The 16,450-nt window shown below is 71.1% G+C and carries 9 protein-coding genes and 1 pseudogene; 6 read left to right on the forward strand and 4 right to left on the reverse strand.

Annotated features, from left to right (window positions below; all coding sequences use genetic code 11):
- Nucleotides 1-113: 113 nt before the first annotated feature.
- Nucleotides 114-2,654, reverse strand: a complete 2,541-nt coding sequence (locus AB0L21_RS03165) for a D-alanyl-D-alanine carboxypeptidase (protein WP_365781913.1) — start codon at nt 2,652-2,654, stop codon at nt 114-116.
- Nucleotides 2,655-2,835: 181 nt separating this feature from the next.
- Here AB0L21_RS03165 and AB0L21_RS03170 point away from each other — a divergent pair, with 181 nt between their 5' ends.
- The 3 genes from AB0L21_RS03170 to AB0L21_RS03180 all read left to right on the forward strand — a co-directional run bounded on the left by AB0L21_RS03170 (nt 2,836) and on the right by AB0L21_RS03180 (nt 5,040).
- The gene (locus tag AB0L21_RS03170; RefSeq protein WP_365702410.1) at nt 2,836-3,591 is read left to right on the forward strand and encodes a GPP34 family phosphoprotein; all 756 of its coding nucleotides are present in this window, start codon (nt 2,836-2,838) and stop codon (nt 3,589-3,591) included.
- A 210-nt stretch (nt 3,592-3,801) separates the two neighbouring features.
- Nucleotides 3,802-4,659: a helix-turn-helix transcriptional regulator gene (locus AB0L21_RS03175; RefSeq protein WP_365702412.1), complete on the forward strand. Its 858-nt coding sequence runs from the start codon at nt 3,802-3,804 to the stop codon at nt 4,657-4,659.
- A 189-nt stretch (nt 4,660-4,848) separates the two neighbouring features.
- A complete protein-coding gene (locus AB0L21_RS03180) occupies nt 4,849-5,040 on the forward strand; it encodes a DUF397 domain-containing protein (RefSeq protein ID WP_365702414.1) in 192 nt (63 codons plus the stop codon).
- 128 nt (nt 5,041-5,168) lie between these two features.
- Here AB0L21_RS03180 and AB0L21_RS03185 read toward each other — a convergent pair whose 3' ends face one another.
- Together AB0L21_RS03185 and AB0L21_RS03190 are read right to left on the reverse strand one after the other, a co-directional pair.
- Complete coding sequence (locus AB0L21_RS03185; RefSeq protein ID WP_014673293.1) at nt 5,169-5,675, reverse strand: glutathione peroxidase; 507 nt, start codon at nt 5,673-5,675, stop codon at nt 5,169-5,171.
- A 71-nt stretch (nt 5,676-5,746) separates the two neighbouring features.
- Nucleotides 5,747-6,721 carry a winged helix-turn-helix domain-containing protein gene (locus AB0L21_RS03190; RefSeq protein ID WP_365781915.1) on the reverse strand — a complete coding sequence of 325 codons (975 nt, stop codon included), beginning with the start codon at nt 6,719-6,721 and terminating at the stop codon, nt 5,747-5,749.
- 88 nt (nt 6,722-6,809) lie between these two features.
- Here AB0L21_RS03190 and AB0L21_RS03195 point away from each other — a divergent pair.
- From AB0L21_RS03195 to AB0L21_RS03205, 3 genes and pseudogenes are all read left to right on the forward strand, one after another.
- Nucleotides 6,810-7,947: pseudogene (locus AB0L21_RS03195) on the forward strand (MFS transporter).
- Nucleotides 7,948-8,251: 304 nt separating this feature from the next.
- Entirely contained in the window at nt 8,252-12,532 is a 4,281-nt protein-coding gene (locus AB0L21_RS03200; RefSeq protein ID WP_365781917.1) for a tetratricopeptide repeat protein, read from the forward strand.
- 5 nt (nt 12,533-12,537) lie between these two features.
- Nucleotides 12,538-14,109, forward strand: a complete 1,572-nt coding sequence (locus AB0L21_RS03205) for an ATP-binding protein (RefSeq protein ID WP_365781919.1) — start codon at nt 12,538-12,540, stop codon at nt 14,107-14,109.
- Nucleotides 14,110-14,702: 593 nt separating this feature from the next.
- Here the strand turns inward: AB0L21_RS03205 and murJ are convergent.
- Nucleotides 14,703-16,340 (reverse strand): murein biosynthesis integral membrane protein MurJ, encoded by a 1,638-nt coding sequence (murJ, locus tag AB0L21_RS03210; protein WP_365781921.1) that lies wholly within the window; start codon nt 16,338-16,340, stop codon nt 14,703-14,705.
- Nucleotides 16,341-16,450 lie beyond the last annotated feature (110 nt).

The raw sequence follows: 16,450 nt of genomic DNA on the forward strand, positions 1-16,450 counted from the left end.
GTTTCGTGACGCTAGCACGCACCCCGTCACAGGGCTCCCGGGTGGGGGCTCCGTGACGGGGTGCGCGGGGGACGGGGACGGGGCGGGCGGGGGCGTACGGCCGGCCCGGCAGGTCAGCCCAGCCGGGTCAGCCTGGCGCCGATACCGGGCTCGGTCAGGTCCTTCTGCAGGGCCACCGGGACCTTCACCGCGCCGGCCGAACCGTCACCCACGGTGAGCGTCCCGACCCGGGTGCCGGCCTTCGCGCTGTGCGGCACCGTCCCGGACGCGAAGGACAGCTCCACCTTCATCCCGGCCCAGCCGGCCGCCGTGACGTCCTTCGTCACCACGACCGGGGTACGGCCGCCGAGCCCGTCGTCCACGTACCCGACGACCTCCCCCTTCTTCACGATCTTCGCCGAGGTCAGCGCGTTCTGGGCGGCGAGCAGCGCCGTCTTGCTGACCGCGTTGACCGTCTGCAGGATCTCCCGCTTGTGCTGGCCGAGGATCGCACCGACGATCGTCACCGTCTGCCCGCCGACCTGCTTGCGGGAGGCGAAGAGCAGGTTGCCGCCGGCCGCGGTGGTGCTGCCGGTCTTGATGCCGATCGCGCCGATGCGGTACGGCAGCTCGTTGTAGTTGGGCCAGAATTTGCCGGAGGGATCCGTCCAGCTCGCCGCGCTGCTGATCGCGACCAGGGCAGGGACCTTCACGAACGCGCGGCCCAGCTTCACCTGGTCCTCGGCCGTGGAGACGGTGGTCTCCTTCAGTCCCGAGGGGTCGGTGTACGTCGTGCCGGTCATCCCCAGTTCCCTGGCCGTGGCGTTCATCTTCTTGACGAACGCCGCCTCCGAACCGGCGTCCCAGCGCGCGAGCAGCCGCGCGATGTTGTTGGCGGAGGGGATCAGGACGGCCGACAGGGCCTGCTTCTCGGTGAGGGTGTCACCGGCCTTGACGGTGTCGAGCGTCGACTCGCCGGCCTTGTTGTAGCCGCCCTCCTTCTCCGCCGTCGGGTCCACCTTGATCTTCGGACCCTCCTCGCCCGCCTTCAGCGGGTGGTCCTTGAGGATGATGTACGCCGTCATGGTCTTGGCGACCGAGCCGATGGCCACGGGGGTCTGCTTGCCGAAGTGACCCATCGTGCCGACGCCGTCCACGTCCATCCAGCCCTGTCCCTCGCCGGGCCAGGGCAGCTGCGTGCGGTCCCCGGCGAAGGTGTAGCTGTCCTTGCCGGTGAGCGCGAGAGTGGGCGCCGGCAGCGGGCGCACGGCCTGTACGACCGCGAAGACGATCGCCAGGAGCAGGACCAGGGGGGTCCAGATCTTGATCCGGCGCACGAGCGTGCGGACCGGGGTCTCCGGCGGCGGGGGCGTGTTCGTCAGCTCCGCCAGCAGGTCCAGCGGGGGCTTGGGCGGGAGCGGCTGCTGGGTGGTGCGCTCGGGGCCGACCTGGGGGACGGGGGTGGTGGCGTCCGGGGCCTTGGCCTCGGCGGCCGGCTTGCGCAGGTCGTCCTTCAGCGCGACGAACTTGCTGGTGCGCTCCGAGTCGGACTCGCGGGCGGCCGGCTTGCCGCCGAGCTTGAGCATGGTCGTCGGCTGGTCGACGGGGGGTGTCTTGGGGCGGACGGCCTTGAAGACGGTGGTGGGCTGGTCGACGCCGGTGTCCTTGGCGGCGGGGTCCGCGCGGGGGCCGTCACCGTCCGCCGCCTCGGCTCCGCCTTCGGCGTCCGTGGCGCCACGGGTCGCCTGCGGCGCCGGGGCCGGCTGCGCCTCGGCCTCGGCTTCGCCTTCGGCGTCGGCGTCCGTGTTCCCACCCGCACGGGTTGCCTGCGGCGCCGGGGCCGGCTGCGCCTCGGCCTCGGCTTCGCCTTCGGCCTCCGCGGTCCCAACCGCACGGGTTGCCTGCGCGTCCGCCTCGGCTTCGCCTTCGGCCTCCGCGGTCCCAACCGCACCACCCGTGCGGCTCTCGTCGTCGGCTGCGGGTGGCCCCTGTGGGGCGTCCCCGCCATCGGCGGCCTCCGGCTCGTCCCCGCCACCGGGCATCTCCGGCTCGTCCCCGCGCTCAGCCGTCTCGGCCTCCGTGCCCGGGCCGGACGGGGCGTCAGTCTTGGCCTTCGCGTCAGACGTGCCTTCGTCCTCCGCGCTTGCCTCGGACGACGCTTCAGCCTCTGCCTTCGCGTCAGCGGAGCCCTCCACCTCGGTCTCCCCGTCCGCGTCCGACGGTTCCTCGGCCTCGGCCTCCGCGCTCGCGCCGGACAAAGCCTCCGCCTCGTCCCCGGCGTCAGCTGAGGCCTCCGCCTCGGACGAGGGCTCAGCCTTCGTCTCCGTGGCGGACTTCGGCTTCGTGGCCTTCTCCGGCTCGTCCCCGGTGTCGTCGGTCTCCTGGGTGTTCGCGGGTGTGTCCGGGCTCGGTTCGCGTACCCAGGTCGAGACCGCCGCCTGCAGGGCGGTGTCCTCGGGGTCGGCCGACTGCTTCCGCGCGGTCGGGGTTTCGGGTCGTACCGTCAGGACCTTCGTCGCCGTGTCGCCGCCCGAGGACTTCCGTTCGCGGGACACCGTGAGACGCGGATCGCGCGCCTCGGGAACCGAACCCGCGCTCCCCGACGTCGGTTCCGCCGACGACTCGCGCTGCTTCGACCTGTCGGGGGACTCGCCCGCCACCGATGCCTCCTCCATGCGCCGCACGCCTACGCGCGCGCCCTGTCCGAACCATGTACCAGTGTCCTGTGTGAGGGCTTGGCCCCTGCGGTAGACGAGAACGACATACCTACCGGTTCCCTCACGAACCGGTCACGCACCCTCGACAGACCAATGTGAGAGGGGTCACCCTGTCATTCATCCACGCGGGGAGGCATGGATGGGCAGGAGCCGCAGAACACTTCCGGAGGAGCTTCTGTTGCTGGCACTGGACCCGGCCACGGGTACCACTGCGCAGCCGCAGTCGCTCGACCTCGGTCTGGCCGGTGCACAGCTAGTGGAGCTGGCGCTGGCCGGACGGATAGCCCCAGACGGGGATCGTATCGCCGTGGTGGTGCCACGGCCGACAGGAGATCCGACTCTGGACTGCGCGTTGGAGTTGCTGCGAAGGCGTGGCGCTCCCGTGCGTGCCGTCCACTGGATCGGCGGACCCCGGCTGGGGCTCCGCCAGACCTACCTCTCGCATCTGGAGCGGTGCGGCATGGTCGCCGCCGTGCCGGGTCAGATGTGCGGGGTGTTGCCGACGACTCGCTACCAGGCGACGGACAACGACATCAGCCGGGAGATCCGTGCCCGGCTGGACTCCGCGATCCGCACCGGCGTACCGCCGGACCCGCGGACCGCGGCGCTCGCCGCCCTGGCGCACGCCGTCGGGCTCGGCAAGCATCTGTATCCCGGGAACGAGGGCCGCTCGTCCAGGTCCCGGTTGCGGGATCTGATCCGGCACGACCCCATGGGCGGGCTGGTCGCGCATGCCGTCATGGACGTGCAGAACGGTGCGGTCGCGCAGCCGCGCCGCGGCCCGGCCGCGGCCGGCCGGCAGGCCGCGCCCGGCGCCAGGCCGGCGCCGGAACCCGCGCGCGGGGTTCCGATGCAGCCGCGTCGCGGGTCCATGGCGCGCGCCGTGGCCCACTGAGCCGTAATCCCGGTCCCCACAGACCCGGTTCGGGAGCCGCTGGTCCGAGCGGGGCGGCGAGATCCTTGTGGTCTCGCCGCCCCGCTCGGCTGCGTCCCCGGCCGCATATCGGCGGTTTCCCAGCGGTGGAAAGCACCTTGGTGGCAGTCTGCTCAACAGCAGATACGCAAAGTGTTAAGCAACAGGCAGGCAGCCGGAGGTGCGCGTCCCGTGGCGTCCAATGTCAATCCCACCGTCAGGCGGCGCCGGCTGGGCCAGGAGCTGCGCAGGCTTCGTGAGCTCAAGGGCATGACGGCCGAAGAGGTGGCGGAGCGGCTGCTGGTGTCGCAGTCGAAGATCAGCCGGCTGGAGAACGGCCGGAGGAGCATCAGCCAGCGCGACGTGCGCGATCTGTGCGGGGTGTACGAGGTCGAGGACCAGCGGATCGTCGACTCGCTGATGGAGATGGCCCGGGACTCCAGGCAGCAGGGCTGGTGGCACACTTTCGGCGACATCCCGTACAGCGTGTACATCGGTCTGGAGACGGACGCCGAGTCGCTGCGGGTGTACGAACCCCAGCTGGTGACCGGGCTGTTGCAGACCCGGGCCTATGCCGAGGCGCTGGTGCAGGGCGCGTTGCCGGAGACGTCGACCACGGAGATCGAGAAGCGTGTCCAGGTGCGGATGCGCCGACAGGAACGTATCACCGCCCAGACCAACCCGCTCCGGCTGTGGGTGGTGCTGGACGAGGCCGCGCTGAAGCGGGTCGTGGGCAGCCGGCTGGTGATGCGGGAACAGCTGGAGCACCTGATCGAGATGTCGCAGCTGCCGCACGTCACGGTGCAGGTGCTGCCCTTCGACGTGGGCGCGCATCCGGGGCTCAACGGCCAGTACGCGATCCTGGAGTTCGCCGACGCGGCCGACTCCAGCGTGGTGTACCTGGAGGGCGTGACCAGCGACCTGTACCTGGAGAAGGCGCAGGACGTGCAGAAGTACGCCGTGATGTACGAGCATCTGCGGGCGCAGTCCCTCAACGTGGAGGCGTCCCGGAAATTCATCGCGGATGCGGCGAAACTGTACGCCGACTGATGCGGGATCGTGCAGGGCGCGGGATCGTACACCGCCGGTCCACTCCAGTGGAAGGCCCGCCTGGAATATGCCATCCGGTTGAGTGAACGACTCCTCCGCGGCGAGCAGTTGCCCGGTAGCGTCGATCACGCCAATCAAACGACATGGTTGGCGTGATCCGCACTACCGCAACTCGCAACAGGAGTGGACATGGCACTGATTCAGGGCGCTTCGGAGACGTGGATGAAGTCTTCCTATTCCGCGGGCAACGGCGCCTGCGTCGAGGTCAAGTCGCCCGCCGCCGCCGAACTCGCCGTCCGCGACTCCAAGACGCCCGAGGGCCCGATCCTGGCCTTCCCCGCCGACGCGTGGAACGCCTTCGTGGCCTCGGTCAAGGCGTGAGGGGTTCTCCCTGACCCTGGTCCGGACAACAACTGCACACGCACCACAGGAGAGCCCTCTCGACCAGTCGCCGTCCTTGCCGAGAGGGCTCACCGCCTCGTCCGGGCCGTCGGGGGCCCGGGCCGTGTTCAGCCGAGCTGGGCCTCGATCGCGGAGACGACCTCGGCCGACTCCGGCTCGGTCTGCGGCGAGAACCGCGCGACGACCTGACCGTCCCGGCCGATCAGGAACTTCTCGAAGTTCCAACGGATGTCCCCGCTGTGCCCCTCGGCGTCGGCGAAGCCCACGAGCCGCTCGTACAGCGGATGCCGGCCCGCCCCGTTCACCTCCACCTTCTCCGTCAGCGGGAAGGTCACGCCGTACGTCGCCGAGCAGAACTCCGCGATCTCCTCGGCGGTGCCGGGCTCCTGCCCGAGGAACTGGTTGCAGGGCACGCCCAGCACGGTGAAGCCCTGTTCGGCGTACCGCTCCTGGAGCTTCTCCAGCCCGGTGTACTGCGGGGTCAGTCCGCACTTGGAGGCCACGTTCACGATGAGGACGGCCTTGCCCGCGAACCGCGAGAGATCCGCGGAGCCGCCCTGGAGGGCCCCGATCTCGACGTCCAGCGGGGAGCCGCTGTGCTCAGTAGTCGTCATGCCCGGATGCTAGCCCCGCCGGGTCACGCCCCCCTGCCCGGCCTCGCCGTGGACGTCACCGGCTCCCCGTGTCACCGGTTTCCTCGCCCCGCCTCGACCAGGACGTCACCGGCCGTCGTCCGGACGTACAGCACCGACCGCCCGGCCCGCCGCCGCGTCACCAGCCCCGCCTCCCGCAGCACCTTCAGATGCCGGCCCACCGAGCCCAGCCCCTGCCCGGTCACGGCGGTCAGCTGGGTGGTGCTCAGGGGGGAGCCGAGGAGCACCAGCACCGCGGCCCGGCCCGGCCCGAGCAGCGCGCTCAGACCGGCGGGCACCACCCGGTCGCCGTCCCCGGCCAGGACACCGGCACAGGGGTAGACCACGGCGTACCGCTCGTGGTCCTCCCAGGCGACCCAGCCCGTGCGCTGCGCGGTCACCGGCACGAACACCAGCTCGGCGCCGGAGATCTCGCGCGGCGGATACTCGTGCAGGTTGATCTGGAACCGGTTGTCCCCGAGCCACCGCGTGCCGCCCGGCCGCAGGGAGTCCAGCACGCTCGCCCAGCCGCGCCGGCTCGCCTGCGCGGTCCGCGCCACCACATCCGCCTCCAGCACCCGCCGGCGCCGCTCCCAGGACGGCCGTACGGTCTCCTCCCACACCCACTCCAGCAGTACGGCCGCCCGTTCGGGCAGGTCGTCCCGGTCCAGCTCGGCGGGCAGCGGCCCGGCGAGGGAGAGGCGCAGATGCGCGCGGGCGTCCGCCGGCCGGGTGGCGCGGACCCGGGCGATCCCCTCCGGGAAGCTCTCGCCGTCGCGGGGCGTGGGCGTGAGGAAGTCGGCGATCCACTCCCGGCCCAGCCCCGCCCGCACCAGCCGGGCCGTCACCGGGTCGGCCGCGAGCCTGTCCCGGTAGGCGGGCAGATGCGTGCCCAGCCAGGAGTGCTCACCGGGATGCGTCCCCTGCCCGGCGTGCAGCAGCTTCAGCCCGGCGAAGGTCTCGGCGAGCGGCGAGACGACGAACCGGCTCCGGGCCAGGGTGTCCGCGTTGAGCTGCCACCACCCCATGAGCGCCTCCTCGTACGCCGCGTACGGACCTTTCGCACGACGGCGAAACACTAACGAGCCCGCTGCGGCCCGCCCGAGACTCCGGACCATGCCCAGCTACCGCTCCCTGTTCCGCACCCCGGAGTTCACCCCGCTCTTCCTCGGCGCCGCCGCCCAGAACGCCGCCGGGACCGTCGGCGGCCTCGCCCTCGGCACGCTCGTCTACCGGGCGACCGGCTCCCCCCTCCTGTCGGCGCTGAGCATGTTCGGCCCGTCCCTCGCCCAGGTGCTCGGCGCGGCCTTCCTGCTCTCCGGCGCCGACCGGCTGTCCCCGCGTACGACCCTCGCCGCCCTCTCGCTGGCCTTCGCCGCCGGTCCTCGGCCTGGTCGCCTCCCTCGGGGGCGGGGTCCGCTGGGGTCTGCTGAACGAGATCCTCGCCAAGGACGGCTACCTGCCCGGGCGTTCGCTGTTCAACATGATGAGCGGGCTCATGCAGATCGCCGGGTTCGCCACCGGCGGCGCCCTGCTCGCCGCCCTCTCCCCGCGGGCCTGTCTGCTGCTGGCCGTGGCCCTGTACCTGACGGCCGCGCTCGTCCTGCGCCTCGGTCTGACCGCCCGTCCACCGCGGGTCACGGGCCGCCCCTCGCCGTCGGCGACCTGGCGCGCCAACGCCGAGCTGTGGTCGTCCCGCCCGCGCCGCCTCACCTACCTGGGCCTGTGGCTGCCCAACGGGTTGGTGGTCGGCTGCGAATCGCTGTACGTGTCGTACGCCCCGCACGCCGCCGGCACCCTGTTCGCCTGTGGCGCGCTCGGCATGTTCGCCGGGGACGTGACGGTGGGCCGTCTGCTGCGGCCCGCGGTACGGCGCCGGCTGGCCACCCCGCTGCTGTTGCTGCTCGCGACGCCGTACCTGGTGTTCTTCGCGCACCCGCCGGTGCCGGTGGCGGTGGTCTGCGTGACCGTTGCCTCCGCCGGTTTCGGCGCGAGCCTGGTCCAGCAGGAGCGGCTGATGAGCCTGACCCCCGGCGACCTGGCCGGCCAGGCGCTGGGACTGCACTCGGCCGGCATGCTGACCTTCCAGGGCGTGAGCGCGGCGCTGGCCGGTGCGGTGGCCCAGTTCACCTCACCGGCCGCGGCGATGACCGCGATGGCGGCGGGCTCGCTCTGCGTGACGCTGACGCTGGCCTCGGCCGCCCTGCGGGCTCCGGCCCGGTCCTGCGCCGAGCCCGCGCGGGGACGGTGGTGATGCCAGGAGGGGGTCCGCCCACCGACGTACGGCGTGATCATCCGTCTGCGTGAGGGTGACCGGCCATGTCGCGGGCCGCCGGGAGAGCATCCCGTGCCCGCGCGGATTCTCTGCTGTTTTTCCTGGTTCCTCCAGGTGTGAGCTGGGCTATGGTGCTCATGTGGACTTGGGGATGATCCAGCAGTGGTACCCCGTGGGTACGGATGTCGTGGTCTATCTTTCCGGGGGACGGTCCGCTCGGGGGCGTCTGGAGGCTGTCGGTCCGAACAGCCTGGTGCTCGTCACCGAAAACGGACCGACTCTGTTGCGCGCCACCGCGATCGAGCAGGTGGAGGCCATGAGCCCCGCCGTGCCGGCCGCCAGGGCCGTCGCACCGGATCCTCCCGCACCGCCGAGCCCGCCACCGCCTCCCGCTCCCGTGGTGCTGTCCGCCGCCTGGGACGTGCTGGCGGGCGAGTTCGCGATGGACGTCGGCCAAGCCCGGCTGACCACCCCGGTGTTCGGCCTCGACCCCGACTTCGAGCTGGGGTACACCGAGGCCAAGGAGATCGAGGGACACATCAACCGGGCCAAGAACCGCCTGGATTCCGCCCGGAAGTTAGGTGAACCGTCGCGCGTGCCGGGGGCGTTGCGCGACCTCGTGGCCGCGGCCGACGCGTGCGACTATCCACCGGCGTTCCACCTCGCCGCACTGCTGCTCCTGGAACGGGTCGGCACGGAGGCGGCCCGGCGCCAGGCCGAGGAGTGGATGGCGGAGGCCCTGTACTGCGGCAACCGGTACGTCTGGGACCTGGCGGTGCTGCGGATACGGAACGGCCATGTCCGGGAAGCGCTCACGGCGCTCGGTGAGGGGCTGCGGCACAGCCCGGCCGACCACAGCGACGATCTGCTGCTCCGGCTGTTCCTCGCCCTGGTCCTTCAGGAGGGGGACGTCAGCGCGGCGGCCTCGGTGCTCGGCGCCGCGGAGCAGGAGAGCCCGGGGCAGCGGTGGGTGGCCACCCGCGCCGGCCTGTACCTCCTGTCCCGGGTGTCCCCGGAGCGGGCCGCACCGCTGGAGCCGCTGCTGTCCGCGCCGGCCCCCTCACCCGATGACCTCCGTCAGGTCCTGGCGGCCCTCGGACCGGGCACGGACGCCGGCCTCACCCCACCGCAGACGCCGCGATCCTCCGCCGCGACCGCCGCCCCTCAGGCGCACCCGGCGCCCGGCGGGCCCGCACCCGCTCCGGCCGCGGCCGTACTCCACACCGCCGGGCGCCGGGTGCCGGCCGGCCGGCCCGCACCCGGACCGAAGGAGCCCCAACTCCATGTGGCCGCCGCGCGCAACCAGCTCAACCAGGGCAACCTGGATGCCGCGCTGAAGATCGCGCAGAACGCCCTGGCGAGCCATCCCGGACACGTCGAACTGCTGGAGATCACCGAGACCGCCCAGCGGGAGAAGGCGGCGCGGACACTGGCCGGCCCGGCGTCCAGGCGCACGGCCCAGGCGCAGCTGGTCCGGGGCCACCGTTCGGCCTACGCACGGGCGCAGCACGCCGACACCCAGGAGAAGGACTGGCCCAAGGCCGAGCAGCTCTACCGTCAGGCCCTGACGGAGGACCCGGGCAACGAGCGGGCCCGGCGCAGTCTCGCCTGGGGGCTGCACCGCTACAAGCGCAGCGGTGAGGCGCTGGAGCTGCTGCGCGATCCGAGCGTCGTCGTCCAGGACACCCTGCCGCACCAGAACATGATCATCACGATCCTGAGCGACACGGGGAACTGGGACGAGGCCGCTCGTCTGCTGGAGGACCTGCTGAAGCGGGAGCACTCCAAGCAGACCCGGACCGGTCTGCTCAAGCGTCTGATCGTGCTGTACCGCAGGCTCCGGGACGCCGAGCGGGCGAAGGGCGCGGCGCGCCGCCTGCTCAACCACGGCCCCCGGAACCCGGAGTTCCGCAGCCTCTGGGAAGAGGTGGAGAAGGCCGAACGCTCAGGCATCTGGGACAAGATCGACCAGCTGCTCGCCAAGAGCGACTGGAAGCCGGAGCAGCCCGGCTCCATCAGCCCCATCCTGCTGCTCCACCTGGACCGCTGCGAATACGCCGGGGTCAACCCGGCCCGCGTGCAGGAAGGCACCCTGAGCGAGCGGGACGTCCAGGAGCTGGACGACCTCATCCGTACGCTGGGATCGCGGCGGTCCGCGGACCGCGCCGCCTACAACCTGTCGGCGGCCCGCATCCTGAGAGACCTCAACCAGTCCGAGGACGACCGCTTCCGCAAGTCCCTGCGGAGCTTCGGGGCGGCCATGGGCGATCTGTGCACGGCCGAGCGCCGGCCCGGGGACGTCACGCGCACCTACTACGCCGAAGCGGTCGCGCTGGGCGGGTGGGACGACATGGGCGAGCTGAAGGTCAAGCAGTTCGTCCTGTCGTACCTCGACCCGGACTCGACGCAGCCGGAGACCCGCCCGACGTTCGAGAAGTGCCTGCAGTGGGTGCTGGAGGACGAGAGCCTGCACCGGCCCCTGACGTTCGGCCTGCTCAGCCTGATGGCCAGCGGCTCGGACCGGGTGCGGCGGGAGATCGTCTCGCGCACCTTCCGCGTGACCCACATCAGGGACATCCTGCTCGGACAGCTCTGCGACTACCTCGGCGAGGCCAACTCGTCCAGCGTGCACGACGTCTACGCGGAGCGGTGGCAGCAGGCCCTGCGCAAGCTGCGCCAGGAACTGGACGCGCAGCGCCAGTCGCTCCAGCTGCCGCTGAACCGCAGCGAGCCCCTGGGCGCCCTGGCCGAGGACCAGCAACTGCTGGAGCGCGCGAGGGACCTCGCGCCCACCACACCGCTCGACATCGACCGCCTCAAGAAGGTGGCCACCACCCTGGCGGACATCCACGGCTACCTGGAACAGCCCTCGTACCTGGAGCAGGAACGGCTGGAGTCCAAGATCCGCACCGCGGTGCGCGAGCTGGTCGCCACCATCGAGACGTATCCGACCCGGCTGAGCCTGGAGTACCTGGTACCGCTGCTGACCAAGCTGGACCGGGCGCTCGCCGGTCACTTCCAGGACGTTCAGCGGGCCGCCGAGCCGACGGACCTCGAAGTGACCAAGGTGCTCTCCAGCTACGCCCCCAGCGCGGCGTCCACCATCCATGTGCAGCTCAGCGTCAAGAACCTGCCCCGGCGCAGCCCCGCCGTGGACGTGATGCTGCGCGTGCTGGACAACGCGGACGACTACCAGCCGGTGGCCGAGCCGATACCGGTCGCCCACAGCCTGCGCGACGAGCAGACCGAGACCTGCACGCTCCCGCTGGTGGTGACACCGCGCGCCATAGCCGAACAGGTGCTCACGCTGCACTACAGCCTGGAGTTCATGGTGCGCTCCGACCGGCGCATCGTCACCGAGCCGCGTACGTTGCCGCTCCGGCTGAACGACTCCCAGGACTGGAAGCCGATCCGCAACCCCTACGCCGAGGGCGCTCCCGTCTATGACGAGGAGATGTTCTACGGCCGCGGGCCGCTGATCCAGATACTCGTGGACTCCCTGGAGCGGGCGGACGCCAAGTGCGTGGTGATCTACGGCCAGAAACGCGTCGGCAAGTCGTCGGTCCTGCACCATCTGCAACGGGCGCTCAAACCCCCGGTGCTCGCGGCCAAGTTCAGCATGGGCGAACTCGCCACCAACCTGACCCACGCCAACCTGCTGTACAAGATCGCGAACGCGTTCTTCCGCCGTCTGGAGGAGCTGGAGGACGAAGGGCTGCCGGGTCTGAACCTCTCCCGGCCGGTGCTGCGGGAGTTCATCGACAGCGGTTCACCGGAGATCCACTTCGATGACTACGTGCGGGACATCCTGCGGCGGATGCAGCGCAGCGACACCTACCGCAACTGGCGGATGGTGCTGCTGCTGGACGAGTTCACCGTGCTCTACGGCGCCATCGAACGCGGCGATCTGCCCCGGGAGTTCATGAAGTCGTGGAAGGCCATGCTGGAGAGCAAGCTGTTCAGCAGCGTGGTCGTCGGCAACGACCTGATGCCGCGCTTCCTCAAGGCGTTCCCCAACGAGTTCCAGGTGGCCCGGCAGGAGCCGGTGTCGTACCTGGACGAGGGACCCGCGAAGGCGCTGATCACCGAACCGATCGCCCTGGAGAACGGGGAGAGCCGCTACCGCGGCGACTCGGTGCAGCGCGTCATCGAACTGACCGCCCGCAGTCCCTACTACATCCAGCTGTTCTGCAACCGCCTCGTCCACCACATGAACGCCGAACGCCAGCCGCTGATCGGCCCCGCCGACGTGGACAACGTCGCGGCGGCGCTGGTCAGCGGGGACCGGGCGCTGCTCCAGGAGCAGTTCGACAACCTGCTCACCCCCGGTGACGCGGACGTCAGCGACCTGTCGGACGAGACCGTGCTGGGCGTGCTCAAGGGCAGTCTGTCGGGACACCGCCGCGACCTCCACCTGGACGGCCGCAAGGCCCGCGAACTGCCGGAGGGCCCGCGGGTCATCGAGGACCTGCTGCGCCGCGACGTGATCGTCCGCGAGTCCGAGGACCGCTACCGGATCAAGGTGGGGCTGTTCGCGGAATGGCTCTGGCAGAGGAAGGCGTAGGGCCCGTGACAGACCTGACGGCCAAAGGCCCCGGCGACCCCCTCGCCGTGACTCCCTCCGACCCCGTCCCCGTGGCTCGGTCCAACCCCTTCGCCACGGTGGGCCACCCGGTCCACGGCGACGGCCACATCGGCCGGACCGGCCCCATGGAGATACTTCAGGAGCGGGTCCTGTCCCAGTCGACCGCCGGCGCCACCGCCATCATCGGCCCGCCGCGGATCGGCAAGTCCAGCCTGGCCTACCACGTCTTCATGCGCCCCGAGGTCCGGGAGACGTATCCCCGGCTCCTGCCCGTCTGGATGAACGTACGGACCCAGGCCGGCATCCAGCAGGCGTTCCGCAGGCTCTCCGACGACGTCTGGGAACTGCTGACCGAGCGGTCGGGCGAGATCGACCGGCGCACCACACAGGCGTACGAGAGGGCCGTGGAGCCCGGCCTCCCCTGGGCCCAGGCGCAGAGCGAGACCCAGGAGTTCCTCCGGCTGGTACGGCGGCGCGGATGGCGGGTCGTCCTGATCCTGGACGAGTTCGACGCCGCCCGCGACGTGTTCAAGTCCCAGCCGGGCACGTTCCAGGCGCTGCGGGAGATCGCCTACAACCTGGACTGGAACATCGGCCTGGTCACCACCTCCCGCCGGGAACTGAGGGAGATCGTCGACATGGCCGACCCCGACGAGTCCACCTTCGCCGGGATCTTCCGCTCCCTGTTCCTGACCTGCTTCGACGCCGACGAACTCGGCGCGCTCGCCGCCCGCGTGCCGGGCCGCGCACCGGACGAGGGCGCGGACGCGGCCGTCGCCCGGCTGGCCGAGCTGACCGGTGGCCATCCCTATCTGGCGAGCGTGCTGCTGGACCGGGTGTGCAGCGCGGCCCGGGGCCGCCCCGTCCGCCTCCTCGACGAGATCGAGGCGCTGGCGCACGCTCTGCCGGCGGAGTTCCAGTACTACTACCGCGATCTCGAGGAACTGCTGCGCGCGGACGGCCGGCTCCGCGCGCTGCTGGAGGTCGTCCTCGGTCCGCAGCTCGTCGTGACCCCGGACGACGCGCAGGTCCTGCTGCAGCAAGGGCTGGTCAGGGTGCGCGAGGGGTCGTACCGGGCCTTCTCCGACCACTTCCAGCAGCACCTCATGCTCATCGGACGCAAGCTGGGCCACTGGGACAACTGGATGGCCGTCGAGCGGCGGGTCCGCGACCTGGTCGAGTCCGTCTTCCAGGACAGGTACGGCACCGACTGGCCGACCGAGCTGCGCAGGGTCCGCCCCAAGCTGGTCCCCATGCTCGACCATTGCGAGGACCTGAGAGCCCGGGAACTGCGGTCCTTCGGCGCACAGGGTTCCACCCGCATCCTGGACTTCACCTACCCGCGGAACCTGTACGACCTGATGGCCTCCCACTGGGACCTCTTCGGCCGCCTCCTGAAGAAGGACAAGAACTACTGGAACGAACGCTTCTCCCTGCTGGCGAAGGTCCGCAACCCCATGGTCCACAACCGCATGTCGGTGGTGACACCGGTGGAACAGCGAACGTTCCAGCTGTACTGCGACGAACTCATGGAAACGCTGGACGGGGTGAGCTGACCGCCATGGCCGTCCATGACACACTCGGCGCGACGTGTGCCCGGACGCGACAGACGTACGCGACGTGAGAGCGGGCACGGGCGCGTACGAACTACCGAGGAAGGTCCTCGCGGTCGAACCCGGCCCGGCCTCGCTGACCGTTCACCACTGGCCCGACCTGACGGCCGGCATCACAGAACCGCGCCAGGGTCACCCGCTGCCGCATCGTCAGCGGTTGTGACTCGTACGGGACTACCTTCCCCAGGCAGCCGCGTTCGACGGCAGCCGCGCCGTCCCGACCGACCGGCCGATCGACCTGCTCGGCGGGGCCGCCAGGAACCGGTCCGCATCCCCCACGACCGCGTCGACGGCTTCGGCGCCGCATACGGGCGCCGCCCGCACGCCTACCTCGCCCCCCACGTGCGTGCGGGGATCTCCACGCTCGCCCAGACCGGCGACGACGCACTCGCGCCGGAACGGACCCGGCTCGCGGACGACGTGGCGTCAGGCCGCCGGCCCACCCGCCACGCCGAACTGCTCAGGCCCGAAGCCGTTGATGCCGGTCACGGCTCATCGTGGCCGACCACCGACAGGTACGCCGTCCCCGGAACGGGTCAGCCCAGCCCTGGCAGACCGCGCAGTTCCCCGATGCGCAGAAGCCGCGCGAAGAGCAGGAACAGCAGCACCATCACGATGCCGCCGGCGGCCAGCGAGACGGCGGGCGTCCAGGATGCCGACGTCAGGCCGTGGCCGCACGAGCGGGCGATGAACCAGCCCGCGGCTCCCGCGCCGGTGGCGGCCGCGGTCAACTTGGCGTAGGTACGGCAGATACGGCGGCCGTCGAGGAGCCCCTCGGTGCGCCGCCTGAGCCGCAGCGCCGTGAGCAGCAGGCCGACGGCGTAGGACAGGGCGTAGGCGGCGGCCATCCCCGTGACCGCCCACCGGGGGGACAGCAGCAGATGGCACACCACGGCCAGAGCGATGTTGATGCCGCCGATCCACAGCGCCATACGGAACGGCGTGCGGGTGTCCTCGAAGGCGTAGAAGCCGCGCAGCAGGAGGTACTGGGCGGAGAACGGGATCAGTCCCAGGCCGAAGGCTTGCAGCATGTGGCCCAGCGGGACGGTGTCCGCGGCGTCGGCGGCACCGTGGGCGAACAGCAGCTGGGCGATCTGGGGGCCGAAGACGACGAAGAAGAAGGCCGCCGGGACGATGGCGACGCCGCTGACCCGCAGTGCGCGGGACAGGTCGGCGCGCAGATCGCCGAGCCGATGCTCGCGCGCTGCCCGGCTCATGCGGGGGAGAAGTGCGGTGACGAGGGAGACGGTGACGATCGACTGGGGGAGCATCCATATCTGCTGGGCGTAGCTGTAGGCGGTGTAGCCGACCCCGTCGTCGGGCCGGGCGGCGTCCGCGGCGGAGGCCAGGCGGGTGACCACCGTGCTCGCCACGAGGTTGGCCAAGACGAACAGCAACGTCCAGCGCGCCGCGCTCACGCTCTTGCGCAGCCCGGCGCCCCGCCAGTCGAAGCGTGGCCGCAGACGGAAGCCGGCCGCGTGGGCGTACGGAACCAGGGCGAGTGCCTGGAGGGCGAGAGCGGCAGTGGTTCCGATTCCGAGCAGCCGCACCTGGGCACCGGTGATGTCCGAGACCTTCTCCGGGGCGGTCATCATGCCGAGGTACAGGCCGAACATCGTGATCAGCACGATGTTGTTCAGGACCGGCGTCCACATCATCGCCCCGAACCGGTTCCGGGCGTTGAGCACCTGCCCGAAGATGCTGAACACGCCGTAGAAGAAGATCTGCGGCAGCAGGAAGCGGGCGAAGACCACGGTCAGCTCGAACGCGTCGTGCGTGGCGGGCGTGTCCTGCTGGTAGACGCTGATGATCCGGGGAGCGGCCCAGGTGGCCAGCGCGCTGCCGACACCCAGGACACACAGCACGAGGGTGACCAGACGCTGCTCGAAGGCGGCCCCGCCATCGGGGTCTTCTGCCCGGGCCCGGACCAGCTGGGGAACCAGGACGGAGTTCAGCGCGCCACCGATCAGCAGGAAGTACAGGCTGGTGGGCACCGTGTTGGCCTGGTTGTAGGTGGTGGCCAGCAGCCCGGTGCCCAGTGCCGCTCCTTGCAGCACGTTCCGGATCAGCCCGGTGGCACGCGAGACCACCGTCCCGGCGGCCATCAACGCGGACGACCGCAACACCCCGCCGGCCTCGGCCCGCTTGGGGGCGGCATGCTTCCGGCGTCTCATGCCGGATCGCGCTAACTGTTCGGGCGAAGTCTCCTTGCTCATGGCCCCAATCTACGATCCGAGCCTCGCCGGTCCCCGGGGACCTCGACACCGACTTCACCGCGCCCACG

Source organism: Streptomyces sp. NPDC052721, from assembly GCF_040678315.1.
In the GTDB taxonomy this organism is placed as follows: Bacteria; Actinomycetota; Actinomycetes; order Streptomycetales; family Streptomycetaceae; genus Streptomyces.